Source organism: Methylobacterium litchii (assembly GCF_038442315.1).
GTDB classification, from domain to species: domain Bacteria; phylum Pseudomonadota; class Alphaproteobacteria; order Rhizobiales; family Beijerinckiaceae; genus Methylobacterium; species Methylobacterium litchii.
This window is the reverse complement of record NZ_JBBXMY010000016.1, coordinates 20,268-45,477: the sequence shown is the minus strand read 5'-3', so window position 1 is coordinate 45,477 and position 25,210 is coordinate 20,268. Positions and strand designations below refer to the sequence as shown.

Here is a 25,210-nt window from a genome sequence, read left to right as displayed (position 1 = left end):
TGTGCCTCGGAGCTTAATTCGTGAAGGCACCTGCGAAGCCTCCCTACGGAGATGCACTGTCGGATACATCGACAACCAGGCCATCGCTCAGCTGCCGATAGAACGTCTGCTTTCAGGTTGCTGCCCGGTTCGGCTGAGTGGCAGAAATGGGCGCTTTTCGGAAGGTCCGCTTTCCGGCCGAGCACCAGGGTCAGTTGCGGCACCGAGCGGAAGCAGGTGAGGCTCGACACGCGAGACGGCGAGAGCAAGATCAGACCCGTAATAAGATAGAGGGTGATTTTCCGTTGAGCGGAAAGGCGCGAATTAACCAATCCACCACAGATAGTCAGATTTCGGTCCAATAATAAGTAAAATTAGTGCTTGACGGACCTGTATAATGTGATATTTATACCCCTGAGTGCGCGGGCCGATTCTCTTGCCTACGCAATCGATTGGTTGGCGGTGGCAGCTTGCTGCGCACCCGGAGCCGCAAGGTCCATCCAACCACCAAAACCTCCGCTCTGAAAGCGGCTGTTTTGACGTGCTGCCAGTCCTGGCAGTGCGGCAATCGATTGTGTTTGGAGTTTTCGATGACCGCCGTTTCCACTCAGCACGCTGCCGTTCTCGCGCCTGCCCTCGCCACCATCACCGACACCACGTCTCTATCTGCGTTGATTGCAGCCAACCAGGACCTGATCGACGATAAGGTTCCTGAAGGCGGTGCGCACCCCACCGATGCCGACCGCGCTACCTGGCAGACCTCCATCACCGCGATGGGTTCAGTTGTGGCGATCGCCCGCAACAGGTCACGATTTGCCAACTGGACCTTGCTCGCCATGGCCATGCTGTATTTTCAGCATGCGCCGGACAACCAGTTCCCCGATGCGTTCGGAGAGGGCAAGTTTAAGAGGCCTGGCAGCAACCATATTTTTGCTCCAGCTGCCTCCGCTTTATTTGGCCTAAACGTTGGCGACCCCGTCAATAAGACAAGCAATAGCAAGCGATTGAACTCGCTCTGCGCGCAGTTCGACGGCTTGCTGCTCGCACTTCGAGAGCAGGGTCTACGTCTTGAGGATATGCCGCTCAGTCGAGACAGTGTTCTGCAATTGCTGAACGTCATCGAGAAGGCGGGTGGCACAAACGCTCTGGAACGCAAGGAGGCAGCCGACGACGATCAGTCGCCCCAACCAATCGGGCTCAGTGCCGAAGTGGTGAGGGAAATCCTGTATAAGCGCGGCCTTTCCGTACTCGGCGGCATGGGCGGAGCAACGCCCAAAGTGGTGCTTCAGGCGGTACACCCCGACGGCACCACAGAAGAATTGGGCGAGGTAGCTGAGAACCTGGTCACCAAGGCAGTGGCGGATTTCGCGAAGCCACTGCCTCGCACTCAGGCGCTTGGGGAAGCGATGGAGATGGGGCGATGCGTGATTGCAGAGCCCACTTCAGATGTCGCGCGACCGGGTACGGACCCGCACAATCCTCGTACACCACGGCGGCATGACGAGCCACAGATGGTATTTCACCCAGACGGAAAAATTACTTGGAGCCTTCTGTTGGGCGCGAGCAGTGTGATTGTCGAGGTTCGGACACTTGTGCCCGACATCATTCTGGGCTCCGCGGTTCTTGGACATACCCGGCTCGATACGCAGAGACGCAAGCGCGTTGAGGCGAACATTCTACCGATGGAGCGCCGAGATGTCTTTGATGTCGGTGTAGAGGCCTCTGAGACAATGACGGGCGTCGGCAAGTTGATGGTGTTTACCCACGCAGCCAGCGATGCAACCGTAGGCAAGGATCGAGTTGGAGTTCTGCTCCAGGGTCTTACCGGCCCTTTGCCGATGGAGCTGAACCCCAGCTTGACCTTCCTCGCAAGTTGTGAGGCTGTGCCAGAAGTGTTCCACGGCTACGCCGCCCCTTACGCGGACAACGCCACCAGGGCCGTGAAGACTGCTACCAGAACGGCTAAACCGCCGCCGGATGTCACCATTACGATTGGTGCTGTAGGATTTACATCCAGTGGAGCCATGGCTGACGCCCGTCCCGTTGGCATGGCGGTCAACGATGTTCAGGGCGCCAGCTCCGTGTCTGTCCGCCTAGACGACTACGTGGCATTCCTTAGAGCTTTCGCGAAGGTGCGCCCCGAGATCAAGGGCGGAGTGATCTGTCGAGTCGGCGATCACGGGGTTTGCTTCGATCTCGGCACAACTAGCTCCACTTATCGAGTGTTCATTCCATTGTCTATCAACGGCGTCCGGATGAACAGTGGCGTTCGCAAAATTGTCGTTGAGAAATGGCCAGAGGGGGCTTCGCTGACCCCCAACAACGAACCATCCAAGCTCTAGCGAGCATGCGAGGGGAGCCCTTTTAGGCTCCCCATTCATCACTCATTCCACTGATTGGACACTGAAATGGTCGCGCTTCATCAGCGTGCGAACGACTACGCGCGCTTTCTTCCCGCCATCAACGGCAATTTTGCTCGGTTTACACGAAAATCAGCATCCACCCACAAGAGGCCGCTACCTGCTGGTCTTACGGCTGAGCAGTTCGACTTTCTCGATCCCGGTGGGCTGTTCTATTATCCCTGGGCTCTCTACACAGCCGCCGAGGGAGTCAACGACACTCAACCAACTATGGTGAGCCATCGCGACCGCCGCACCTCGTTCGTCCTGGGCGATAGCGGCGGCTACTCGCTCATCAGCGGTTCCGTCAAGGAATCTATTGATACCTTTCGTGAACGTTCTCTCAGATGGATCGAGACCAACTGTGATGTGGGTCTGCCCGTTGACGTTCCAACTCGCGCCATCGATGCACAACCTGACGCCTGGACCTTCCGTAAGTGTTTGGATGCCACCCTGCACAACACCGACTACGCTGTCGCCGACGCTTGTGCGGGGACCCACCTATTAGCCGTTTATCAGGGGCGCAATCATCGAGAGGCTCGAGACTGGATAGCTGAGATGAAGACCCGACGCATGTGGGGCATTGCCTTGGGCGGCCACACGCGGCTGGACTTTTGGTTTTGGTGCAAGGCGATCAAAGTCCTCATCGACGATGGCTTTTTAGATCATATCCGCCACATCCATGTGCTGGGCACCACAGAACCCGGTGTTGCCGTACTCCTAACAGCCCTCAAGCGGGCGCTGCGCTCCTATCTCAAGCGCGACGACCTAGAGGTCACCTTTGACAGCAGCCGGGCTTACCGCATTACGCAAGCTTATGGACAGGTCACCCTAGGATTGAAGCTGGGGATGGCCGGCAACAGCGGCGCAGACAATGCCTTCGACTTCCGTTCGTTTACCTTCCCGCAGCAGGGCGGAAAGGTGAATCGGGCGGCGCAGTTTCCCTTTGATAGCCCACTCGGTCGACTATGCACGATCGGCGACCTCATGCCTGCTGTGAGCCCCGCCGTGCCCGCCTTTGACGCCGTAGGTTCGAACCTCCTCAGTCACCATGAAACCTACATGGAACTGAGCGCCATCGAACAGGCGAACCTACTATGTGACATGGACCAGAAGCAGGGATCGCTGGTGCCCTGGCACATCCAGGAGGGCGTCAGGGCCATCCATCACCTGTTCCAGACGGGCGACGCCATACACTTCAATCATCGTAAGGCGCTACTTCAGCACTACAACAAAGGCTCACTGGAAAGCGGTTTTGACGATTTCCGTTAAACGGAAAGCCGCCCCAGTCATAACAGCGACGCTGCGCAAACGTCGCTACACGCTTGTCCGTCAATAATCACCAAATCATGACACCATAGTAGGAGTAATTCAGTGTGTGAAGATAAAAAGGTCCGCAAAAACCACGAGATGTCATCGCCCACCGTTACAGGCGGAGAAGATCATTCGCGCGTCACACTTGATGATCAACTTATTCAAACGGTGGCCTTCACCACCGTTGGGACGCCGGACACGCCCAGCACGTTCAAAGATCTGGCAGCTTCTTCCTTTCGCCAGCAGATGGCTGGGCAAGTCGCCCAGCAGTTCGGCGCATTCATCACGTCTTTCCGCCCGCAGGACGAAGCTAAATGGCGCAAGCGCAGGGATGCATTTGCTCGTCAACTCACTGCCTGGATGAACAACACGGATGTGCCCTTGCACCTTCGGCTTAGCGGATGGTGTCAAACAGACATCGACGCCTTTGAAGCCGACTACGATGGCTTACTAACACAGGTGAAGAAGTTCGGTGGCTCCTACAAGGCAGCGCCAGGAGCGCTTCTCATTCACAACCGCATCGCGTGCCTCAAGGCATTCTACGCGAGTGATTGCGACTGGGGCGTCATGATGGACGATGACGCGGTGCTCTATGACAAGGCGCAACACAACAGCGCTTGGAGCTTATTCCCCGAAATGGCGAAGAATGGTTTAGCCGCCTACGCTGAGGTGGACATTTTCTTCCCAAACAATCCGGGCAAGCCCGGGGGCGGCTTCAACGCTAGATATGCAAAGGAACCACAGCTATATACGAGAAATCACGTTTTCGAGCGCAATCCCGACCTAAAAGGAAGCATGTTCATCGTGCGGAATTTCCGCAAAGCCAAGCGACATGAGGTGCTACCCGATCCTTCCTACACGATCCACGGCGAGGACACCCTGTTCGCTACGGAAGCCATCAAGCAGGGCTGTACGGTAATGAAGTGTTGGAACATCAACCTCAAGGAGCTAATCAACGAGAGCGACAGCCACTTCGCGAAAAACCGCGTCCGAAAGATGATTGAGGCCCACAAGCGCATCGCGGAGATGTACGCGGATGAAGGGCTGCGCATGAAGCACCCGAATGACCCCGAGAGCAAAACGCTCGAGCGTAAGGATTTTTACGACCACTGCTGGAAGGCCCGACCGAAGAAATGGACATGGCCTAAGCCGTGAACCTCTATATGATTGGCGGCTTCTCTGCGCGAAGAACATGCGGCCCTTCAGCCCCGCGGGTACATATTTTGAGTGTTACCCGGATCCACGATTCTACCCGCCGCCCTTGCCGCCCTCGCATAAACGGAGATGGGATGCTGGGCTCGGAAGGAGAGATCGCGCTCCAACCCAATGACGAGACCCGCGCTGACCTCCTTGAGCTCATCCAGGCTGACATAGCCGAGTTCGGGTTCGCCGACGCCGAGGTCGCATAGCCCAAACAGGGTGTCGCCATCGGGTTCCATAGCGCAGATGAGCCAGGTTGCCGGCCCTGCGGGATTGAAAAGCTTGAGCACTGGGTGATGGTCGTACTCGCGCTTGAGCCCGTTGGCCAGGAGCAGTTCACGGGTCGCGGCATCGATCAAGGGCAGCATAGGCATCCTCGTGGGTGAGACGAGGAGCGTGCAGCCGCAGGAGCGCAAGGGCGAGCGAACCCCCGGTGGCAGGAGCTAAACCTAGAACATCATAAAAGCTACATTTTATGAGCTTTTACTCTAAGTCTCTGAAAGTGCTGGCTTAGAAGCGCTGCTCGCCCTCAGACCAGACTGGAAACATCATGCTTTGCTGCAAACAGCGAAAAGTGTGAGGTTCTGATGAAACAGGCGCGTGTGCCCACGGAAGCAGAGTTCAAGCGGCTGGTAGCCGTGGTAGGGCAAGGTAGACATGGCGCTCGAAACCGAGCTGCGCTGATGCTCAGCTACCTGGCGGGCCTACGCGTCGGCGAAATTGCGTCACTACGATGGAGCGATCTTCTCGACGGCGAAGGGAGCGTACGTGAGCAGCTCCGACTAAGCGCGGCTGTGACGAAAGGCGGTCACGCGCGTGTGGTCTTCATGAACGCGCGCCTGCGTCGCGAGATCGAGCAGTTCCGTGCCAGCCTGTCCGCCGCTCCCGATCTAACGCAGCCCGTGCTGATCACTCAAAAGCGCACGACCTTCAGCGCGAACACGCTGTGTCAGCTGATGCGTAGCTGGTACGATGACGCCGGTCTCGACGGTGGCTCCAGTCACAGTGGTCGGCGCTGGTTCATCACGCGCCTAGCCCACGCTGGGATCTCACCTAAAGCCATTATGATGCTAGCAGGGCATCGCCACCTTTCGACCACGCAACGCTACATTGACGTGAATGACGAGATGATGCGCGCTGCAGTTGGGGTGATATGATATGAGAAACCCTTAAAAGCGCATGTACGCCGTGGGTTCGAAACGATCTTCAATCACATACGTCGCAAATCGACCAGCTGGCTCAACATCGAGTGGAACATACCGTTGGGGTATACGGCAGACCACCTCCATATTTGGATGACTTAATGCTGCGATTCCAAGTCCTAGCGCGTGCGGCTTGGAACCTATTGCTACGCCAGTTACAACCTGCTCTTTCGTTGAAAAACAAAAATTGTCTGCTTGCTGAAGCAGTTCAACGACATTTGTTAGACTTATGTCACAGCGAACGATCCGTGGCTCAGCAAGGATCTCGGAAATCGCCAAGCGTTCAGGCTCGGGTAATTTATCAGGCTGCTGGATCAAGCTTTCCGAGATCAGCACAAGTCCCAGCCGATTTGGTTCGTATCGCTCTAAAAACGGTAGAGATAACCCAACCTCGCCCCCCATAGTGACAAATAAGTCGCGACCTGGAGGCAAAGCCGTTTCTGCCTCCAAATATGGTATCTGAAGAGATGTCCAATCGCCTTCGGATATAATGCCCTTCTTTTTTGCAGCGTCTGCATGCAAATCCGCATGGGATATATCCAGGGAGTATTCTCCCTCAGCGTAGATGCAATCCATGCGCGAGACATAGCTTCTAGTGAAGCACAGACCCAAAACAAATAGTAGGTATGCTTTTGGAAAGCAGGTTATATCCCATAGAATGCGGAGAGGTCGCCCCTTCGCCGCCGCCTTCGTTCTTAGCAATTCTTGGATTTGCCGGGAGTTTCCCAAAAAATCCAAAGAACTATTCAAATTTATTACCTTACAATCTGCACTCAACTTTTTAAATTCTTGAAGCTGCGCCTCTTTCTTCTCTGCAATGTCGGGGTCGCTTGACGCAAATCGGAGCAGAATCAATCCCGACTTAAGATTTTGAACCGCACTAATTGCAGAGGAACTGCGCTTTTCCCAACTCAGTGCCGCAAATGTAAGATCATAATCGGCTTGAAGATCAATTCGATCGAGATCTACATGCTGAGATATAAAAAGTTCTCCTGCTACGGCACTTTTAGTCATCTTGGTCAACCTGCGCGAGAGGTAATGATAGCTGACCAGCTTCCTTGGCGCTCGGATGCCTGGCCATCTGAAGTGCCCAGCCACGAGCATTGATTTGCGATTCGCGGTCGCACAGCGCCCAGAGATCGTTCCAATCCATGACTACCGGCTCATACGCGCCGCGGAATGAAAATCGAAAGTGAGGGGCAAATCGACGGTGGAGCCTAAAAGTAACTGTGCGACCCGCTATGCCGTCGGATATGATCGATGCGCTTCGGTCTCCGCCTCCCGCTTCAAATATACGAATATATCCAGAAACCTCCGCTCTTTTAATTGTATTCCATACAGCAAGTGTTGAGCTAATTTCTTTGTCATCGATTTTTTGCGGAAACCGAATGTTGAAAATACCTCTTTCCGCCCGACCAAGCGTTGTCGGATCGTCAGGATCAGATTGCAAAATCGCTGTATAATGTCCGAGCCCTTCGAGCAAGCGTGAGAGAACATCTGATTCTCTATCTGCTCTTGCGCTGACGCCATTAAAATAAGAATGGCTAGCACTATAAATTCCGTCGGATTGAATATCCTGAGCGATCTGCGAGCCAGAGACAACGAAACGATCAAGACTCGTTAAATCGGTTGGATCTATTTTATGTCGGCGCGTGTAATTTTCAAAAATCTCACCTAGTATCTCCAAAAAATCTCGCACTCCACCGTCAGCAAGAGAGACAACAATATTGCTACCTGAGTAAGGTATCTTGCGAAATCCGTAGGCACTTGCAAAGTGCAGTAGGGCCCCTCGTTGCTTCCGCCGCAGCCAGGCTTCAAATGCCGGGTCAGAAAATTCGGTAGCCAGGGAAAGCACGCGCTCTTCGTCACTCTTTGTAAAAGTCGTTGCAAAAGACTCGCTGCGCCCTCGCCATAGTAGCAAAACGTAAGTTTCGTACAAAGGCAAGACTTCGTCACGTTGACCGTATCTGGATCGGAGCTTCCGATTTACCCGTACAATTTTTTGCTTCAGTTTTTGACTTACATCGATTAGATGGGCGACATCCGGACTTGTGGAACGATTTGCCATCGCGAGCATTAGATCATTGATATTCCGACGCCCTAAACGAATATCTAATGGGAAAAAATCTCCAATCGCTTTTGGAGCACCTCTCTCGCGGATAGCTTCGGATACAGAGAAGAAAAGCCTCAGGCTTACTACTGCTTGACAAAGTTCACGGAAATCATTTTCACTCCGCGCATCGAGCGAGATGACTTTACGGTCCGCATCAGTCAAAGGCTGCCGAGCAAGGTATGTATCTGTGACGTCGTATAGCGATCCAACAAAACTTACGACCCATGATATCGGCTGTCTTGCGACTCGAACAAGCGAGTTGAGACTCTTTTGCTGCTGCGGGCTCAATACCTCACAGTCATCCAGACAGAATTTGAATCGAAGGCTCTCTCGACGCATCGGGCCGGCAGAATTTATCTGAAAAGCACTCGACAGCTGGCTCGCAACGTAAGTCAGAAACTCTCCAGGCTCGCGAGCGGGCAACAGATCGCTCAGATCTTTGATGGTACCTCGCCCTGAAGCCTCGTTCATTAGACGAACGATCATTCGAAAAAATCTCGACAGGTCTAAAAATGTTCGTGGCTCGCCCTGTCCAAAATTGAGAATTTTTGGAAACTCCAATACAATCTGCTGCGTGATCGTGATCTCCTGACTAGTGTTAATACCAATCTCGTTGAGCAATCGTAGCTCGTGGATTGCAGTTAGGACTCGTTCTGCGCAAGTGAGCTCCACAATAAGCGTGAAGAATTTATGGAACTCATACTCTGGATCTGCAGCGTTTGGATATATCTCCGCCCACCTGGACGATACGATTGCCGAACTGATGTGGTCGGGAAATCGGACATAGACACCGATGTGGCGGAAGTCCGACAATCGCTTTTGAAGGCGGAGCGATTCATTCTTAGCAAGATCTTCCCAACAAACACTTTTTAATAAAGTTGTTTTCCCGCTGCCGCGACTTCCTCGAACGTAGATTGATTTCTCCGATGCCAACTCGTCCCCGGTCCTTGTAAACCAAATCAGCTGGTAGCCGTCCCTTTGATGTTCCCAACGAGTTGGCCGAAACGGATTGAAGCTTGCTGTCGTCATAGTCCCGCGCCTATGATCCAGTTTGCTGGGGATCGGTCGTAATTATCAATTTTAATACGGCCGTCGGCAGATAGCAGCTCTATAGCTTCAACGACCTGTTCTTCGACTTCTGTAGTATAAATTTCGCTGGCTTTTGCGAGCAGTTCTGACCAATAAACTTCTCGTTCATCGAGGATGAATGAGTACAATCTCGACAACGCGCGATCATGTGATCGCCTTCGGCGTCCAATTAGTGGCAGCACGATAGCTTGGTGCATTCTGATGGTGCCCGTATTGTCAAGTCTCCAACGGTTGAGGTGGCAACCGAGCGGCGCCCCCGTCCTCGTGAACGTCAAATCAATCACGTTGAAACCATCGGTAATCAAAGGCGCTGAAATACATATAAGGGGATCACTGTCCGGTTGAGATATTATCTCAACAGGATCATCATGGATATGACCATGGAGATAAATGACTGGTCTTTTGAGTGAGGTAAGTACATCTCTTAGTGCGCCCGAATTTACCAGCTCGGTGTAGGGCGCAAGTCGAGGCTGACGCTGCGGAAGTAGGTTATGGTGGGCGCAAACCAGCAAGATAGATGAGTCTGCATTATCGGAATACTCGTTTGAGATACTTTGGATTGTCTCATCCGTAAAAGCGGGCGTATCAAACTGCCGCTCATAGTATGCTTCTGTGCTCTTCTTATTGCTGCCGTCCTTAATTGCCATTTCTATGGCTTCAGAAACACCTGCCCGAAATTCCTCGGGGATGTACTCTGCCGATCCACATCCCCAACAGCTATTCAAAAGAGCAATGGTTGCTGCTCTCCCCTCATTCAAGAGCTTCATTCGAATCGGAAGTTGGATCGGTAGTTGCGGGAGACCAACGTCGCTCAAAGAGCGCTGAAGAGGGGTAAATTTGGTTACATTTCCCGGCGCTTTAGCAAGCTCTCGACTTATATCGTGATTTCCTGGTAGGATACCGACCTGTAAATTAGAGAAAATCCCTTTGGTACCCAGCTGTAAACTTCGCGATATATAGCTAACACATGCTTCATATCCCTCAAGCTGACCGTAATCAGTGAGATCTCCCATAAATAGAATCGCATCGACTCTATCTCTAGAAATTAGTTCATAAATTTTTCGCAATACAATTTTTATTGGGATATCGGCTATTACTGTCTTCAATTCTCGCGGAAAGCGCGCGTCTTTATCATCCGCAAACGATCGTGTTTTACATGCCCCAGGAAGATGGATGTCTCCAACCTGGATGATGCGCATACGTTTCAGCACGATCTTCGCCGGCTCTCCCATCCCTTAGGTTGCATAAGCCATTTGCTGGCTTCGTCCTAGGGGCTGTGTGGCTCGGCAGGTCACGTTCGGCCGGCTCGCTTCGCTATAAACCGCGGATTGGCTCAGGACTCAAAAGCTTCATTATGCTCGAGTCCACTCCGGCCGCAGCCGGTCCACGACGCGCTCAAGACGCACTTGGCCGTAGTGCTTGTCGATCATGGCAAGCGAGGTCCGGCAGTTCCGCGCCACATCAATCACCTCAGCTCCGTTCGCAAGCTGCTCGCTGATATAGAAGTGGCGCAGCGAGTACGGGGTTCGCTTTATACCGCGGTGATCCCGTTCCAGGCCCGCGGCCTTCACCAGCTCGGTGAAGCCGTTTGCGATCGAGGTGATGCGCTTGCCCATCTCGCTCGCGAAGACCGGATCCGAATCAGCTGGCTCTCGGCCCATGCTTCGCTCGAACAGCATCCACAGGGTGTCGAACCACGGGATCGCTGCCTTCTGCGGGATGGCTTTGCCGCTCTTGCCCTTGCCTCGCACCTGCAGCCGGATGTCCCGATCATCCACGCTCTTTTTTCGACCTGCGCGGTAACCCAGCACGTCGCCCCAGGTGAGGTTGTACATCTCGGTGGGGCGCAGGCCTGAGAATGCGCCGATCATCACGTACGCGTGGAGCACGGTGCGATCGCGCCGAGTATGGTCATCCAGCCGCTTGATGCGCCAGCTGCGCCGGTCGATGGCGCGCACTTCAGCGCCGGTGCCGTCCATGATGGGATCAACCAGCCGGCTGAGGCTCACCGCCTCCAGCTTGGCGAACTCGTGTGGTTCGAAGCTCGGCCGCCGGTTGTCGGACGAGCGCCGGGACTTTATGCTGATCTCCGGCGGAGTCTTCAGGTAGCCCTGCCGCGAAGCCCAGCGCAGCAGCGCACGCAGCACCACGCTCTCTCCGCGTTGACGGCTCAGAGACGGTGTGGATCGCCGTACAGGTCGGCGAAGGCGATGACCGCCGCGCTCGTACTCGATATGCGTGACGAGCTTGCCCGGGCCGTCGGTCCAATAGGTGCGCCGCCATTCCGCGTAGTGCTCTAGGTCCGTCTCGGTGACCGCGTCGATGGGCTTCTGACCAAAGTAGCTGATGAAGTACCGGCGAATCACGGCGGGCTCGCTCTTGCCCTGGTCGGCTCGACGTTCCCCTCGTTCCACCTCACGCAGGATCTGTGCGATGTAGGCCTCGGCCACACTCTGGAAGGTGTGCGTCTTCGCGGTCAGCCCCTGCTTGGCGCGATAGGTGGCCTCGTACCAGATGGCGTCAGCCCGCCGTTCTGCCTCTCGTAGGTCATCGGTGTCGAGAGAGCGCTTGAACTGGCCCTGGCCCTTGATGCTGAAGCGCACCTGCCACTTGGTGCTGCCGGCGCGCTGGAACAGCTGGTAGCGTTCTGTTTGGACGTTGCCAGGGGTGCTCACGATGCGGCCCTGTCTGGTTACTGCGGTGCGAAGGACTGCGCTAGAAGTGCGCTAGGGTGCTTTCTGAGCCCCCAGCAAACCGTTACGCCCGCGCGATAATTTTTTGGCTGAGCTAGCGCTGTTCTAGGATTTAAAGCCGAGATCCGCAGAGAGCAAGGCAAACAAAAAGCCCCGCTAAGTTCTTAGCGGAGCTTCGGAAATTTTGGTAGCGAGGGAGGGATTTGAACCCCCGACACAAGGATTATGATTCCTCTGCTCTAACCAGCTGAGCTACCCCGCCCCAATGCGCTGCCGCCCCGTGGGGGCTGCGTGCGACCGGCGCGGTATAGGAAGAGGCGGCGCTCGGTGTCAACGGGGCGCGTGGCGGTTCCGGTTCAAATCGTGCGCGGGCGCGTCAGGGCGGCGGCGATGGCGCCGAGCCCGAGGCCGAACGTGGCGAGGCCGAGCCACAGCACCGTGCCGCCCCCGAGGGAACCGGCCAGCGACAGGGAGCCCGTCCGCCCGGTGGCGGCGTCGATGGCCGCGAGGCCGACGCCGACGAAGCTCTCGCCGACCAGAAGCCCCGAGGCGATCAGCACGCCCCGGCGACGGGACGGCTCGATCGCGCCGGGATCGCGCCGCCGCAACACGCGCTCGCAGGCGAAGCCGAGGATGCCGCCGAGGCCGATCGTCATCTCCACCGACAGGGGCAGGTACATGCCGATCCCGACCGTCAGCGCCGGGAAGCTGAAGCCGCGCCGCTTCAGCACCACCTCCAGCCCCACCGCCACGAGGCCGAGAAGGCCCCCGAGCAGCAGCATCGGCCAGGGGAGCGTCGCGTGGACGATGCCCTGCGTGATCTGCGTGACGAGGGCCGCCTGCGGCACCGCCAGCGCCTCGCGCGGGTCCATGCCCGGCCGGGGCAGCGCGCCGACGAAGCCGTAGGCGTTGTAGAGCAGCGACAGCAGCGGCACGATCACCACCGAGCCCACCGCCACCCCGAGCAACAGCACCGCCTGCTGGCGCCAGGGCGTCGCGTCGACGAGCTGGCCGGTCTTCAGGTCCTGCAGGTTGTCGTTGGCGATGGAGGAAGCCGTCACCACCACCGAGGCGGCGAGCAGTACCGCCGCCATGGCGAAGCGCTGGATGTCGGGCGAGGCGGTGGCGCCGACGACGAGGGGCACCGCCAGCGCCCCGACCATCGCCGAGAGGATGCCGATGCCGGAGATCGGGCTGGTCGAGGAGCCGAGCAGGCCGGCGAGGTAGCCGCACACCGCCGCCATCGCCGCCCCGAACAGGAGGCAGAACAGCACGCAGGCCGCCGTCACCCCCGCCGCCTCCGGGCCGGACAGACCGGCCGCGGTGCTGAACCCCATGAACAGCCACGCGAGCGGCAGGGTGAGGAGCAGCGTGCCGAGGCCCACCCAGCGGATCGGCAGGTCGCGCTCCTGCCGGGGCAGGTCGTGGACCGGGCGACCGGCCGCTTCGACCGCCGCGACGATGCTCGCGAGGATCGGCCGCGCCAGGGCGGCGACCGTCCAGAACCCGCCTACCGCGATGATCCCCGCCCCGACGAGGCGGACCTGCCCTGACCAGATTGCCTGCGCCGCCTCCCCCGGGCTCGCCCCGGCGACGGGCCCGAAGGCGGTGAGGAGCGGCACGAGGAGGCCCCAGGCGATGGCGACGCCGGTGAGCAGCGCGAGGCAGGCGCCGATGCCGACGAGATAGCCGACCCCGATCAGGGCGAGGGAGAACCCGCTGCCGATGCTGAACGCGGCGCCGCCGAGGGAGAAGGCCGTGAGGACTCCGTCCGCCAGCACCCGCAGCCCGTTGGTGAGGAACGCGACGAGGCCGGACCCGGCGGCGGCGGCAAGCAGGGTGGAGAGGCCGCCCCGCCCCTCCTCGGCATGGCCCGCGCGGAGCACCTCGGCGGCGGCGATGCCCTCCGGGTAGGGCAGCTTGCTGCCGGTGACGAGCGCCCGCCGCAGGGGGATCGAGAAGGCGACGCCGAGCCAGCCGCCGATGAGGCAGACGAGGCTCGTCTCCCAGAACGGAAACCCCTGCCAGTAGCCGATCAGCACGAGGCCGGGCAGGACGAGGATGACGTTGCACAAAGTCCCGGCCGCCGAGGCCTGGGTCTGCACGATGTTGTTCTCGAGGATGCCGCCGCCCGCGAGCCGCAGGGCGCCCATCGACAGCAGCGCCGCCGGGATCGAAGACGAGAACGTCATCCCCGTCTTCAAGCCCATGTAGACGTTGGCCGCCATGAAGGCGACGGTGATCACGGCGCCGAGGACGAGGCCCCGCACCGTGATCTCGCGCCCGTGCCGCCCGGCCGTGTCGGCGACCGTGTTCCTCGCGTCCATGGAACCTCGTGCATCCCGTTGCGCGCAACACACCACGTCCGCGCCGCCGCGACAACGTGATGGCCTTGGGCCCGGCCCTCCCCTATCTGACCCCGTGCGGGACGGGCGATCGCGGAGACGGATCGGGACACAATGAAGCAACTCGAGGCCATTATCGCCTGGACGCCGGCCCGTTGGGCCGCCCTCCGGCCGGAGACCGCCGGGCAGGTGGCCGTGCTGCCGCTGGCGGAGGCGGAGGCGGCCAAGCGCTTCGCCATGCGGGCCGGGGCGAGTTCGTCGGCGCTGGCCACGCTCACCGAGGAGGGGCGCATCGCCCGCCTGTTCATCGACTTCCAGACCCTCGTGGTCCGCGACGGAATCGACGCCCAGGCCGCCCACCGGGCCTTCCTCGCCATCGACGAGTACCGTTTCCGCATCGCCCCCGACACCGAGGGCGCCGAGTTCGAGGACCCGCCCGAGGAAGACTGACACGGCCCCCCACGCCAGAAGGACGAGCCCGATGCCCCTGTCTCGCCGCACCCTCCTCGGCGCCGCCGCCCTCGCGCCGGTCGCGCTCCGCGAGGCCGCCGCGGAGCCCGGCGTGATCCGCCGGCCGATCCCCTCCTCCGGCGAGATGCTGCCGGCGATGGGCATCGGCACGTCGCGCCGCTACGAGGTCGAGCCGGCGCCGGAGCCGGTGAAGCCACTGCGCGAGGCGGTGGAGACCTTCGTGAGGCTCGGTGGCACGGTGATCGACACGGCGCCGAGCTACGGCACCGCCGAGGACGTGCTCGGCCTGATCCTGTCGGAGGGCGACCTGCGCTCCAGGGTCTTCCTCGCGAGCAAGGTCGATACTAAGGGTCGCGACGAGACGCGGGCCGAATTCGCCCGCTCCCTCCAGCGCATGCGCACGGACCACCTCGATCTCGTGGCGGTCCACAACCTCATCGACACGAAGGACAACCTCGCCGTCCTGCGCGACCTAAAGGGCGAGAAGAAGATCCGCTACGTCGGCGTCACCGTCTGGCGGGACAACCAGTTCGACGGACTCGAACCGGTGATGCGCGCCGAGCCGCTGGACTTCGTGCAGGTCAACTACGCCATCGACAACCGCGCCGCCGCCGAGCGCATCCTGCCGCTCGCCGCCGACAAGGGCATCGCGGTGATGATCAACGTGCCCTTCGGGCGGGATCGTCTGTTCAACGCGGTGCGCGGCAAGGATCTCCCGCCCGTGGCGAAAGAGATCGGCTGCCGGAGCTGGCCGCAATTCTTCCTGAAATACGTCCTCGGCCACCGGGCGGTGACATGCCCGATCCCCGGAATGGCCAAGGCGTCCTACGTCGAGGACAACCTCGGCGCCGCCCACGACCCGCTGCCCGATGCCGGACAGCGCAAGCAGATGGAGGCCTTCATCGATGCGCTCTGACATGCTCTCGCGCCGCGCGGCGCTCGCCCTCGGCACCGCCCTCGCCCTTACCGCGAGCCCCGTACTCGCGCAGGATTCCGGCGGCAAGATCAAGATCGGCGTGATCGGCGGCGGCAACATCGGCGGCACGATCGGCGGGCTGTGGGTGAAGGACGGGCACGAGGTGATGTTCGCCTCGCGCCACCCCGAGAAGCTGAAGCCCCTCGTGGACGAACTCGGCGCCAAGGCGAAAGCCGGCACGCCGGAGGAGGCGATCCGCTTCGCCGACGCGGTGTTCCTGGCCGTGCCCTACAACGCCTATCCCGAACTCTCGAAGGAGGTCGGCCCGCTCCTGAAGGGCAAGGTCGTGCTCGATGCCGGCAACGCCACGCAGAAGCGTGACGGCGCCCTCTACGACGAGGTGCAGAAGGACGGCCTCGGCATCACCTCCGCGAAGTACTTCCCCGGCGCGAAGCTGGTGCGGGCCTTCAGTTCGGCGAACTACAAGATCTTCGCCAAGGAGGGCGCGAACGGCGGCAAGGACCGCGCGGGCGGCCGCATGGCGATCCCGATCGCCGGAGACGACCCGCAGGCCCTGAAGGTGGCCGAGGGGCTGGTCCGTGACGCCGGGTTCGACCCGGTGGTGATCGGCGGCCTGAAGGACGCCGACAAGGTCGCCATCGGCGCCCCCGGCTTCGGCCAAGACGTCACCGCGCCGGAACTGAAAGAGAAGCTCGGGCTCGCCAAGTGAGCGATGGGCAGGCGGCCGCGCCCCAACGCGGCCCCCTCGCGCGGCTCATCGACACCCGGCCCGGAGAAGGGCCGGCGCTCGCGTGGTCCTGGGCCTACATCTTCTCGATCCTCGCCGCCTACTCCGTCCTGCGGCCGATCCGCGACCAGATGGGCGTGGCGGGGGGTATCAAGAACCTGCCCTGGCTGTTCACCGCCACCCTCGTCGGCATGTTGGCGCTGAACCTGCCCTTCGCGTGGCTGGTGAAGCGCCTGCCCCGCGCGCGGTTCGTGCCGCTCACCTACCGCTTCTTCGCGCTGAACATCCTCGGCTTCGCGGCCGCGCTCTACTTGGCGCCGCCGGACTGGGACGTCTGGATCGGCCGGGTGTTCTTCATCTGGCTGTCGATCTTCAACCTGTTCGTGGTGTCGATCTTCTGGGCGACCATCGTCGATGTCTTCACCAACGAGCAGGGGCGGCGCCTGTTCGGCTTCATCGCGGCCGGGGCGACGCTCGGCGCCATCGCCGGCTCGGCGACGACGGCGGGGCTCGCCAGGAACGTCCCGAACTGGGGCCTCATGCTCTGCGCGGTCGTGCTGCTGGAGGCGGCGGTGTTCTCGATGCGCGGCCTCGCCCGGCTGGCGCAACAGCTGCACGAGGTGCCGGGGGGCGGCAACGAGGGGACCACGCGGGACACCGCCATCGGCGGCAGCGTCTGGTCGGGCATCACCCGCACCCTGGCCTCGCCCTACCTCCTCAACATCGCCCTGTTCCTGCTGCTGTTCTCGATCACCTCGACCTTCCTCTATTTCGAGCAGGCGGGCATCGCGGACCGCAGTTTCAAGGACCAGCAATCGCAGACCGCTTTCTTCGCGAGCGTCGACCTCGCGGTGAACGTGCTCACCCTCGGCGTGCAGCTGTTCCTCACCGGACGGATCGTCGGGCGGCTCGGGGTGGCGGCGACGCTGGCGATCCTGCCGGTCTTCAGCGTCTTCGGCTTCGCCGCGCTGGTCTATGCGCCGACCATCGGCGTGATCGTGGGGTTCCAAGTCCTGCGCCGGGCCGGCAACTTCGCCATCGCCCGGCCGATCCGCGAAGTGCTGTTCACGGTGGTGCCGCGCGAGGACCGCTACAAGGCGAAGAGCTTCATCGACACGGTGGTCTATCGCCTGGGGGATCAGGCGGGGGCGTGGTCCTTCACGGGACTCGGCGCCCTGGGCCTGGGCACGGCGGGCATCTCCGGCGTCGCCGTGCCGCTCTCGATCCTGTGGCTGTTCAACAGCCTGTGGCTCGGCCGCGCGCAGGAGCGGCGACGGGCGGCGCCCGAGTAAGGGCCGCCGCCCGCCCTGTCATTTCTCGGCAAAGCTTGTCCTGATTTGAGGAATCCCCACAGGGAGTGCTCTCAAATGAGCTTGGCCTAAAGCACACGGAACTCTGTCCATACAGATCCGTGCTTACAGAGAAGTTTGACCTTGTTCGCGAACGGCCCCTCACGTCCGCTCAGCTTCGCGTTTCCGTGTTCTCGACCGACTGCGGCTTCCGCGATGGCTCGGAGGATAACAAATTGCCCTCGTCTCACCGTCTCACCGTCTCACCGTCTCACCGTCACGGTTTTTCGGATTGAGGCGGCAGTACCACAGCCTGGTTCCGGAAAAGAATCTGCGCAGCACAGTCCGCAGCAGATCCGACAACCCGCCTTGGTGCACGCTAACATGAGAATTTGTCTTGATTTCTGTTACCTCTGGAGGGGCGGTCTCATTTAAGTTTATCCCGATTTGTAGGGAACGTGATCCGCCTCGCTCCCTAGACCCGACATGCCCAGGCGCGGATGCCTGGTCCAACCCTTGGAAACAGAGGCCGGCATCAAACCCGATGCCGGCTCGATCATAGGGCCGATGGGTCCAGACCGCGTCCTTAGCGTGATCTGCGGACCGGACCATGCCCTTCGGGTTGCCGTACTTTCTTTTCGGAATGGCCGCGAGGACACCACCGGCCCCCAACGCCGGGGGGCATCCGGTCGAGCGCCCTGATCGTTCAGGTCCGAGGAGGCGCCCTGGCGGTCGGCTCGGCTGGCTTCGCCGATACCGTCGCTGCGGTCCTCACGTGTTCGGATCGGCCGCTCCACGATGATCTGGACGGCGGCCCGGCATGCACGAGGAAGCCGCCTCGGGACGAGGCGAGCCGGACGGCTGGGACAGCCGAGGCAGACTATCATGAAAGCGTGTCCCGATTTACGGCCCTGCCAATGGTACGCACTCAAGAGAGCTTATCCCGATTGTCAGGGAAGCCTGTCCTCACGCCCGGGATGTGCTTGAAGCCGGTGGCCTCCGCAGAGGGGGTGGCCTCCGCAGAGGGGCGCCCGTGACCGCGCCGCCCCTCTGCGGACATGATGATTCCCGTGTTGGGCCTGAGCCAGGACCGCTGGCCGGGACGAAACCTTTTCGGTTTCGCGGCCTGATCGGGCATCCACTCCCCGGAATTGCCGCGCGCAGGAATGCTCTCCGCTTTCGACGGGCAGGGCGACACCCACGTCGGACGGGGTCTGCGGAGAGCGGGGAGCGTTTGCGAGGCGGTCGTCGAGCTCCCTGCCCTCTTCCTTCGTCGAGGTCACGAAATCGGGGACCGCGGGTCGAAACACCGGTCCTGGGCGGGCACAGCCCCGACGCCGTCGGTCATCGAGGCCGTCTCAGCTCGCCGCGCTCAGGTCCCTTGCCCTCCTGAGCACGCCGACCATGGCTGGTTCGATGTCCGTCGAGCGAGTGACCGAGGCACCCCCGCCGGGAACAAGATCCAGGTCGTGGCGGCGACCGAGCGCCGTGGGCTCGCTCATGAGGCGCCGGCACAGCAATTCCGCCAACGACGGATCCTCGACGGCACAGACGATCTGCCGGCCCGACCGCTGCAGGGCCGACAGGACCTCGACCAAGTGCAAGGCCCGGAAATCATCGATGTGCTGGACCGGGTCGTCGAGCATGAGCGTCCGCCAATTGCACCATGGCCGGGACAGGTGAACGGAGAGGAGGAAGGCCAGCCCGGCCGCACGCCTCTGCCCGCTGCTGAACACGAATTGCGGGTTCAAGCCGTTGCCGACCCGCAGGCTCAGGAAACGCCTGACGTCGCCGCGTATGCCGTAATCGATGGTCCGCCACTCGGAATGCGGGCGAAGCCGCTGGTACAGCTCGTTCAGCAGCGGGCTGATAACCGCCAGGCGCTCGTCGATGATCTCGGCATTCGTCCTGCGGACCGTACGATCCAGCGTCCGGGCGGTCGTCACCGCAGCGTGGGCGCGCGCGAGCCGGTCGCTCGCGTCGTCGGCCTCTGCCCGAAGCGCTTCGAGGCGCGCTTCGAGCTCCGTTACGCGTTCCACCGCCTGCGAAGCTTCCAAGGTGAGGATGCTCCGTTCCAGGTCGATCAACCGACTCCTTTCGGCCTCCACCACCTCCTCCAGGGCCTCTGGGTCGTAGGCCAGCTCTCCATCCAGGGAACGTCGCACGAGCTCGGCCGAAAGCGCCTCTTCCCGGGCTTCCAGCTCGGCTTGGGCGGACGCGAGGCGATGGACGACCGTCTCGGCCTGCTTCAGGATCTCGCCGGCATCCTCGACCCGGGTTCGGGCCGCCGCGACCTCGCCTCGCGCCTCCGGCACTGCCGACCGCCGGGCGGCGAGGCGCTGGCGCGCGGATGCGAGCCCCGTCTCGAACTCGGGGGCGCCCTGCGGCGCGCGGCATAGCGGGCAACGGTCGTCATGCAGGCCGATCCGGCTGCCGTGATCGACCAGGATCGCGAGCGACGCGGCGAGGCCGTCGCTTTCCTGTTCACGGTCCAGGCGCGCCTCGGCGGCCTGCAGCTGGCGGCGGGCTTCCTGGACCGCGACCTCGGCTTCGGCCACCGCCACCGCGTCCCGGCCTGCGCTGTCGCCGTGTCGCGCGACCGTGTCGCGCAATGCGGCCACCGCGCGAGCCTCGTCGGCGACCCATCCCATCTCGCCGAGGTTCGAACGGCGCCTGGCCAGCGTCTTCCGAGCTGCCGCGACCCGAGCTCCCAGGTCGGGGCCGGCCCCAGGCGTAAGCTCGTCCAGGGTGGCAAGGACGGCCGCGACGTCCCCGGCCTGCAGGGCGACGTCCCGGATCTGCTCCAAGTCGGTCAGCGCCGCGGTCAGACGTGCGCGCGCCTCCTCATAGGCCTGCGCGGCGGCATTGTGTACGGCCTCGGCGGAGGACAGGGCCTCGCGAGCCTTGGCGGCGTAATCCGGACCCTCGATGGCGCCCAGCGCCGCGCGCACGAACTCGAACCGTTGCGTTTCCGTCAGGTCGAGGCTGAGCGCAGCGATCCATTCGTCGCGAATGATGGATGTCCTGCAGACCTGCTGGAGGGCCCGCTCGGGCTGCGCGCCCGGAACGCAGAGCATCGCCTCGATGCGTGCCGCGTCCCGGTCGGCGCCGGTCTCGCGCGAGCGCGTCACTGCGAAGCCGCTCCCGTCATCGGCGCGGAATCCCACGGTGACGAAGTGCGCCTCCGGGTGGCCTTCGCCGCGCCACCAGACGTAGTCGTCGAGGCTTTCCTTCGCCGCCTTGTCGACGAGGTACTTGTCGATTTGGCCGGTGAGGGCGAACTCGACCGCGTCGCACAGCGTGCTCTTCCCGACGCCGTTGCGTCCGCAGATCACGGTGAAGCCAGTGCCGAAATCGACCCGCTGGCGCTCCAGGAAGCCCCGGAAGCCGCACAGTTCGAGGTAGTCGAGCCTCATGGCGCATCCACCAGGATGCGCGCCACCTCGGAAGCGCTCGCCGCGCCCAGGAACGCGGCCACAGCGTCGTCCGGCAGGTCGCTCAAGCGCGCCCGCAGACGGGCCCGGTAATCGGCCCCGCCGATCTCGGGTGCGCTGAGGACCGGCAGGAGGGGCAACAACGTTCTTCGCAAATCGGCCACCGTGCGCAAGTCGCCGCGCGCGATCTTGCGGGTCATGGAGAAGTCCTCCTCGATCCGCTCGATCCGCCGCGCGAGGGCCGGTTCGGAGCCGCAAGCCAGGAACAAGGCGTAAACGTTCCAGGCCTTTGTGCCTGCAGAGCGCAACGAGGCCGCATGCCGGCCGAGCGTGGCCTGCTGGATTTGCTGCCAATCGGCGAGCAGGCTCTCGCCGCTCGCGAAGACGTGCAGGAATCCGACGACCGCCGCGTTCTCGAAGCAGACGACCGGCACGCTGCCGCCCGGCCAGGTCCAAGTCTCATAGCCTGCCGACCGGAGGAGCACCTCGGATTGAGTCGCTATGTCCATCACACGTCGAGCTCCCTGCGGGCGGCGGGAAGGTCGAGCCATGCCGCGGAGGCGCTCGGCCGGATTATGTCGCCCGGTCGCCCTTCCCGAACGACGTTCAACGGCAGGCCGACGTCGGTGGCTCCGGCGCAGACCACGATGTCGGCGACCTCGAACGGCGTCTCCCTGAACCGGTCCTGCACCGTCTGGAGCAGCATGCCCGAACCGTTCACGACCCTGATCCGGCGGCCCGCGAGATCATAGCCGACGGGGGTCTGGCTGGCACCGGCACGCCGCAGCAACAGGTGCGCGTAGCCCAGGACCTCGGACGGCCCCGGGTTCCGCAAGGTCGCCGCGGCGGTGGCCGGCACGCCCTCGGCGTCCCGTCGAAGGTCGTAGAGTTCCTCGCTGCCCAGGTCGGGCGGATCGAGCCAGCCCGCCTCACACTCCGCTCCGAGCTCGCTCTCCAACGCGGCGCGCCCGGCGTGCAGGACCTTGCGTAGGTACGCCTGGGAAAACGCCCTCCGGAGTTCGTCTAGGACTTCGGCCCCCGAACGCTGAACATGCGTGAACCGGACGTTCTCCGAATTGGCCAGGGTCCAGAGTTCGGGCGCCTTGGCCTGCAGGACGTCCTCGGGCGCCAAATCGACCAGCGTCACCGACAGCGGCGCGACGCCCGTCAATGCCTCGGCGAGAACGGTGTTGAGATAGGACCAATCCGACCAGAAGCCGACGACGAGCAGGTCGCTCTCGCGGAGGTGGTGGGCCATCCACGTCTTCGTCTTCTCGATGCGCGCGGCGATCACCCGGTCCTCGGTGAGCTGTGAGGCCGTCCAGACCGTGGCGCGCCGCTCGCGGACGGAGCAGCCATGAAACTTGAGCAGGGGCGCGTGCTTGCGGGCCTGGACCTTTGCCTCGTCGCCGTCGAGGGAGGCGAGGAGATCGAACCCGTATTCCTGCGCGCGGCGCTCGATCAGGGTGTCGTAATTCGCCGACACGACACCGGCGGCCAAGCGCGTGATCAGGAAGTCCGCCACCGCGGCGTGCCCGACGTTGGGCGGCCGGACGAAATCCTCCCAGGGCACGAGAGCGTCGATGAAGACCGACCCGAGCATGTCCTCCTTGGCGAAGATCTCCGCCAGGGACTCCAGGTCGCCGCGCAGTTCCTGCGGGCACTCCGGATCGATGCTCATGACATAGCGGTCGTAGCACCTGGCGGCCACGGTCCAGGCCGACGGCAGGGAACTCGGCGGCGCCATCGACAGGCCGGCGCCGCAGAGGAGGACGAGGCGCCCGGCTTCCATGGAGGCGAGCAATCGCGCACGAACCGCCGCGTCCAAACCGCCCCCCTTCGTCCGCCGGATCTTCGCCAAGGCGATAGACCGGAGGCACGCCTAAGGTAAAGCAAGGTGATCCGGCTTCCCGTTGCCCGCCCCGAGGGTTCACCGGTGCGTCGCACCCTGGAAGTCTCGCCGGCATAGGTGCGCGTGGCCGCCGGGGCGATGGGAAGGTTCGAGGCGTCTCATCCCGGGCCAGCATACGAACACGTGCTGGTGCGTCATGCCTGACTTGGAGGCCCGCCAGACCAACGTCGGGAAGATCCGGCTGCGGTTTCCTTACGGCAGCGTGAGTTGCACCGCGTGCGGAGCTTTGGCGGGTAGGCCGTACAACTCGCCCATCCGAGCGACGAACTCGGTCTGACCTCCGTAGCTGGGATGCCGGACCCGCTCGGCCGCCATACCCAAGTCCGCCAACGCCGCCTCGGCATCCCTCCCGATGGCGACCAGGACCCGGGGCCGCAATTCCGACACCAGCCATTCGAGGAGGTGGCGGGACGCCTGCCGTTCCCGACGGGTGTGGCAGCGATTGGACAGCGGGTCGCCCGACGCGTGCGGATGGAGCGGGAAGACGTTCCAGAGGAAGATCGGACGTCGCAGGTCCCGGAGAACCTGCCAGATCACCGTCGCCGTGCGCTCGGTCATCGCGGGGCCGCGGGTTGCCCGCGCCAGCGGCAATTGACCGTAGAGGCCGGCATGGGCGGAGAGGTGGGCCTCGTCCGTGAGCGCCAGGCCCGTGCGCCGCCCGCCACGGTACCCGAGGTCGCGCGCGATCCAGATCGAGTCGACGCCTCCGGCGAGGGCCGCCTCCAGCACGAGGCGCAGGTTCTCACGCCGGACCTGGGGCGCACCGACGCCGTCGTGGTCCGGGCAGGCCTCGGCGTAGGGGTTGAAGGTGTCGCTGAAGCGAAGCGCCGCGAGGGCCTCGATGAAGGCGCCAGGTGTCATGTCGGCAGGTCCTCGACCAGCATCTTCCGCCCGACCAGATCGAGCCGAAGGCGCCCGCGGCGCTTCTCCCGCAAGAAACGAAACGCTTCGTTACCGGCGAGGATGGCCTCTTCCCAAAGCCAGAGCGGGCAGGCCTCGACCTCGTAGCCGCGCACGAATTGCCTCACCGATTTCAGGAAGGCGAAGCCCAGGTCGCCCGGGCGCTGTCCTTCGAAGAAGCCGAGCTGCTTCGCCTCACCGAAGACGAACGTCGCCACGCCCTCCTCGATCAGGATCGCGCGCGCTCCGTCCTGCCCCTCGTCGACGCGGGCCTCGCTTTTCCTCTTCAGGCGGAACAGCGCGCGCGTCACCGGCGACCAGCCGAGGACGGCGGCGTAGGCATAGTGGAAGGCGTCGTGGAACCGGTAATCGTCCGGCTTCATGATGTTGTCGGTCAGGCGGTCGCCGATGAAGATGCCGTTGCATCGCTGCACGACGTACCGCCTGTCGTTCCCGCCGGTGCGCTCGAAGATGTCGATGGTCAACGCGCGGGGTAGGCGCTCTTCGTCCGGGAACGCCTCGTCGAACAGCGGCGGGGCGACGCGCGTCGCCGGCCAACGGTCCTCGGCCTTCGCGAGGTTGCGCATGGCGGCCTGCTCCAGGGTGACGCCGGCCTCGTTCGCGGCCGCGACGAGAAGGCCGAACACTGCGGAGAGACGCTCCAGGAGGTCCGGGCTTCCCGCGAGGTCGCCCCGCGCCCCCAGCGCGGCCAGCCGGCCGACGGCCCCGGCCAGCTGTAGCAGGGTGTGCTCGAAGGCGACGGTCGGGACGTGCAAAGGCAAGGCACGCTGCGGCTGCACGTCCGCGAAGGTCGGCTCGGGTCCCCCGGCGAGGTCCCGGCCGGCGAGATCCCCCAAGCGCAGCCCGGCGTGATCGGCGATCACCGCCAGGTACCAGAGCGCGTCGCCCATCTCCTCGACGACGCTCGCCTCGTAGCCGAGATAGGACCGCGCGTCGCGCTGCTTCTTCTTGGTCTCGCTCAGCAGGCTGCCCGTCTCGCCGAAGAGGCCGAGCACGGCCAGGTCGAGGCCGGTGCCCTTCCCTCGCGTCCGGTCCGTCCGGACCGCCCCGGCTTGATAACCGTTCAGGCTAAGCGGCGCCGTATCCATGTCCCCTCCCCGCTCCAGGTTGGCCTATCCTCAGGTTGCCATCGTCGGACCTTTCCGGCGCTCAGTCCAGGGTGCCGGTGCCCACCCGCGCCGCCGC

Annotated in this window: 19 protein-coding genes and 1 tRNA gene; 8 read left to right on the top strand and 12 right to left on the bottom strand. The window is 62.3% G+C overall.

The features are described 5' to 3' along the window. Positions 1-569 precede the first annotated feature (569 nt). The 3 genes from AAHF99_RS22145 (at position 570) to AAHF99_RS22135 (ending at position 4,847) form a co-directional block, all read left to right on the top strand. On the top strand, positions 570-2,321 hold the full coding sequence (locus AAHF99_RS22145) for a hypothetical protein (protein ID WP_342166606.1): 1,752 nt from the start codon (positions 570-572) through the stop codon (positions 2,319-2,321). A 66-nt stretch (positions 2,322-2,387) separates the two neighbouring features. Next, positions 2,388-3,650, top strand: coding sequence for a hypothetical protein (locus AAHF99_RS22140; RefSeq protein ID WP_342166605.1), 1,263 nt, complete (start codon positions 2,388-2,390; stop codon positions 3,648-3,650). A 102-nt stretch (positions 3,651-3,752) separates the two neighbouring features. Further along, on the top strand, positions 3,753-4,847 hold the full coding sequence (locus tag AAHF99_RS22135; RefSeq protein ID WP_342166604.1) for a hypothetical protein: 1,095 nt from the start codon (positions 3,753-3,755) through the stop codon (positions 4,845-4,847). A 47-nt stretch (positions 4,848-4,894) separates the two neighbouring features. On the opposite strand, the gene AAHF99_RS22130 is transcribed toward AAHF99_RS22135, so the two are convergent. Then, positions 4,895-5,260 carry a DUF2958 domain-containing protein gene (locus tag AAHF99_RS22130; RefSeq protein WP_342166603.1) on the bottom strand — a complete coding sequence of 122 codons (366 nt, stop codon included), beginning with the start codon at positions 5,258-5,260 and terminating at the stop codon, positions 4,895-4,897. 219 nt (positions 5,261-5,479) lie between these two features. Between AAHF99_RS22130 and AAHF99_RS22125 the strand changes: the two genes are divergently transcribed. Next, positions 5,480-6,049: a tyrosine-type recombinase/integrase gene (locus tag AAHF99_RS22125; RefSeq protein ID WP_342166602.1), complete on the top strand. Its 570-nt coding sequence runs from the start codon at positions 5,480-5,482 to the stop codon at positions 6,047-6,049. A 12-nt stretch (positions 6,050-6,061) separates the two neighbouring features. Here AAHF99_RS22125 and AAHF99_RS22120 read toward each other — a convergent pair whose 3' ends face one another. The 6 genes from AAHF99_RS22120 to AAHF99_RS22095 all read right to left on the bottom strand — a co-directional run bounded on the left by AAHF99_RS22120 (position 6,062) and on the right by AAHF99_RS22095 (position 14,316). Next, positions 6,062-7,108 carry a hypothetical protein gene (locus AAHF99_RS22120; protein ID WP_342166601.1) on the bottom strand — a complete coding sequence of 349 codons (1,047 nt, stop codon included), beginning with the start codon at positions 7,106-7,108 and terminating at the stop codon, positions 6,062-6,064. Further along, positions 7,101-9,236, bottom strand: coding sequence for an ORC-CDC6 family AAA ATPase (locus tag AAHF99_RS22115; protein ID WP_342166600.1), 2,136 nt, complete (start codon positions 9,234-9,236; stop codon positions 7,101-7,103). The genes AAHF99_RS22120 and AAHF99_RS22115 overlap by 8 nt, the downstream gene beginning before the upstream one ends. Continuing rightward, positions 9,233-10,507, bottom strand: coding sequence for a metallophosphoesterase family protein (locus tag AAHF99_RS22110; protein ID WP_342166599.1), 1,275 nt, complete (start codon positions 10,505-10,507; stop codon positions 9,233-9,235). The genes AAHF99_RS22115 and AAHF99_RS22110 overlap by 4 nt, the downstream gene beginning before the upstream one ends. 141 nt (positions 10,508-10,648) lie before the next feature. Further along, positions 10,649-11,971, bottom strand: coding sequence for a tyrosine-type recombinase/integrase (locus AAHF99_RS22105; RefSeq protein ID WP_342166598.1), 1,323 nt, complete (start codon positions 11,969-11,971; stop codon positions 10,649-10,651). A gap of 203 nt (positions 11,972-12,174) precedes the next feature. Then, positions 12,175-12,251: transfer RNA gene (locus tag AAHF99_RS22100), tRNA-Met, on the bottom strand. A 94-nt stretch (positions 12,252-12,345) separates the two neighbouring features. After that, positions 12,346-14,316 (bottom strand): OPT family oligopeptide transporter, encoded by a 1,971-nt coding sequence (locus AAHF99_RS22095; protein WP_342166597.1) that lies wholly within the window; start codon positions 14,314-14,316, stop codon positions 12,346-12,348. 132 nt (positions 14,317-14,448) lie between these two features. Between AAHF99_RS22095 and AAHF99_RS22090 the strand changes: the two genes are divergently transcribed. From AAHF99_RS22090 to AAHF99_RS22075, 4 genes are read left to right on the top strand one after another with little or no spacing between them, the layout of a single operon-like run. Continuing rightward, positions 14,449-14,784, top strand: coding sequence for a hypothetical protein (locus AAHF99_RS22090; protein WP_342166596.1), 336 nt, complete (start codon positions 14,449-14,451; stop codon positions 14,782-14,784). A 31-nt stretch (positions 14,785-14,815) separates the two neighbouring features. Continuing rightward, positions 14,816-15,721, top strand: a complete 906-nt coding sequence (locus AAHF99_RS22085) for an aldo/keto reductase (RefSeq protein WP_342166595.1) — start codon at positions 14,816-14,818, stop codon at positions 15,719-15,721. After that, positions 15,711-16,451 (top strand): NADPH-dependent F420 reductase, encoded by a 741-nt coding sequence (locus tag AAHF99_RS22080; RefSeq protein ID WP_342166594.1) that lies wholly within the window; start codon positions 15,711-15,713, stop codon positions 16,449-16,451. The genes AAHF99_RS22085 and AAHF99_RS22080 overlap by 11 nt, the downstream gene beginning before the upstream one ends. Continuing rightward, positions 16,448-17,761 carry an NTP/NDP exchange transporter gene (locus AAHF99_RS22075; protein WP_342166593.1) on the top strand — a complete coding sequence of 438 codons (1,314 nt, stop codon included), beginning with the start codon at positions 16,448-16,450 and terminating at the stop codon, positions 17,759-17,761. The genes AAHF99_RS22080 and AAHF99_RS22075 overlap by 4 nt, the downstream gene beginning before the upstream one ends. 1,355 nt (positions 17,762-19,116) lie before the next feature. Here AAHF99_RS22075 and AAHF99_RS22070 read toward each other — a convergent pair. The 5 genes from AAHF99_RS22070 to AAHF99_RS22050 all read right to left on the bottom strand — a co-directional run bounded on the left by AAHF99_RS22070 (position 19,117) and on the right by AAHF99_RS22050 (position 25,113). After that, complete coding sequence (locus tag AAHF99_RS22070) at positions 19,117-21,174, bottom strand: ATP-binding protein (RefSeq protein WP_050735150.1); 2,058 nt, start codon at positions 21,172-21,174, stop codon at positions 19,117-19,119. Continuing rightward, on the bottom strand, positions 21,171-21,701 hold the full coding sequence (locus tag AAHF99_RS22065) for a hypothetical protein (RefSeq protein ID WP_050735149.1): 531 nt from the start codon (positions 21,699-21,701) through the stop codon (positions 21,171-21,173). The genes AAHF99_RS22070 and AAHF99_RS22065 overlap by 4 nt, the downstream gene beginning before the upstream one ends. Beyond that, entirely contained in the window at positions 21,701-23,053 is a 1,353-nt protein-coding gene (locus tag AAHF99_RS22060; RefSeq protein ID WP_238277069.1) for an SIR2 family protein, read from the bottom strand. The genes AAHF99_RS22065 and AAHF99_RS22060 overlap by 1 nt, the downstream gene beginning before the upstream one ends. 243 nt (positions 23,054-23,296) lie before the next feature. Beyond that, positions 23,297-23,965 carry a uracil-DNA glycosylase gene (locus AAHF99_RS22055; protein WP_050735148.1) on the bottom strand — a complete coding sequence of 223 codons (669 nt, stop codon included), beginning with the start codon at positions 23,963-23,965 and terminating at the stop codon, positions 23,297-23,299. Beyond that, positions 23,962-25,113 (bottom strand): nucleoside triphosphate pyrophosphohydrolase family protein, encoded by a 1,152-nt coding sequence (locus AAHF99_RS22050; protein WP_050735147.1) that lies wholly within the window; start codon positions 25,111-25,113, stop codon positions 23,962-23,964. The genes AAHF99_RS22055 and AAHF99_RS22050 overlap by 4 nt, the downstream gene beginning before the upstream one ends. Positions 25,114-25,210: the final 97 nt, after the last annotated feature.

What these genes read in the sequence shown, in the direction of transcription:
- AAHF99_RS22120 (WP_342166601.1), bottom strand. Translation starts at nt 7,108, where the DNA reads ATGACTAAAAGTGCCGTAGCAGGAGAACTTTTTATATCTCAGCATGTA.
- AAHF99_RS22140 (WP_342166605.1), top strand. Translation starts at nt 2,388, where the DNA reads ATGGTCGCGCTTCATCAGCGTGCGAACGACTACGCGCGCTTTCTTCCC.
- AAHF99_RS22070 (WP_050735150.1), bottom strand. Translation starts at nt 21,174, where the DNA reads ATGAGGCTCGACTACCTCGAACTGTGCGGCTTCCGGGGCTTCCTGGAG.
- AAHF99_RS22050 (WP_050735147.1), bottom strand. Translation starts at nt 25,113, where the DNA reads ATGGATACGGCGCCGCTTAGCCTGAACGGTTATCAAGCCGGGGCGGTC.
- AAHF99_RS22065 (WP_050735149.1), bottom strand. Translation starts at nt 21,701, where the DNA reads ATGGACATAGCGACTCAATCCGAGGTGCTCCTCCGGTCGGCAGGCTAT.
- AAHF99_RS22145 (WP_342166606.1), top strand. Translation starts at nt 570, where the DNA reads ATGACCGCCGTTTCCACTCAGCACGCTGCCGTTCTCGCGCCTGCCCTC.
- AAHF99_RS22080 (WP_342166594.1), top strand. Translation starts at nt 15,711, where the DNA reads ATGCGCTCTGACATGCTCTCGCGCCGCGCGGCGCTCGCCCTCGGCACC.
- AAHF99_RS22095 (WP_342166597.1), bottom strand. Translation starts at nt 14,316, where the DNA reads ATGGACGCGAGGAACACGGTCGCCGACACGGCCGGGCGGCACGGGCGC.
- AAHF99_RS22115 (WP_342166600.1), bottom strand. Translation starts at nt 9,236, where the DNA reads ATGACGACAGCAAGCTTCAATCCGTTTCGGCCAACTCGTTGGGAACAT.
- AAHF99_RS22055 (WP_050735148.1), bottom strand. Translation starts at nt 23,965, where the DNA reads ATGACACCTGGCGCCTTCATCGAGGCCCTCGCGGCGCTTCGCTTCAGC.
- AAHF99_RS22130 (WP_342166603.1), bottom strand. Translation starts at nt 5,260, where the DNA reads ATGCTGCCCTTGATCGATGCCGCGACCCGTGAACTGCTCCTGGCCAAC.
- AAHF99_RS22125 (WP_342166602.1), top strand. Translation starts at nt 5,480, where the DNA reads ATGAAACAGGCGCGTGTGCCCACGGAAGCAGAGTTCAAGCGGCTGGTA.
- AAHF99_RS22090 (WP_342166596.1), top strand. Translation starts at nt 14,449, where the DNA reads ATGAAGCAACTCGAGGCCATTATCGCCTGGACGCCGGCCCGTTGGGCC.
- AAHF99_RS22085 (WP_342166595.1), top strand. Translation starts at nt 14,816, where the DNA reads ATGCCCCTGTCTCGCCGCACCCTCCTCGGCGCCGCCGCCCTCGCGCCG.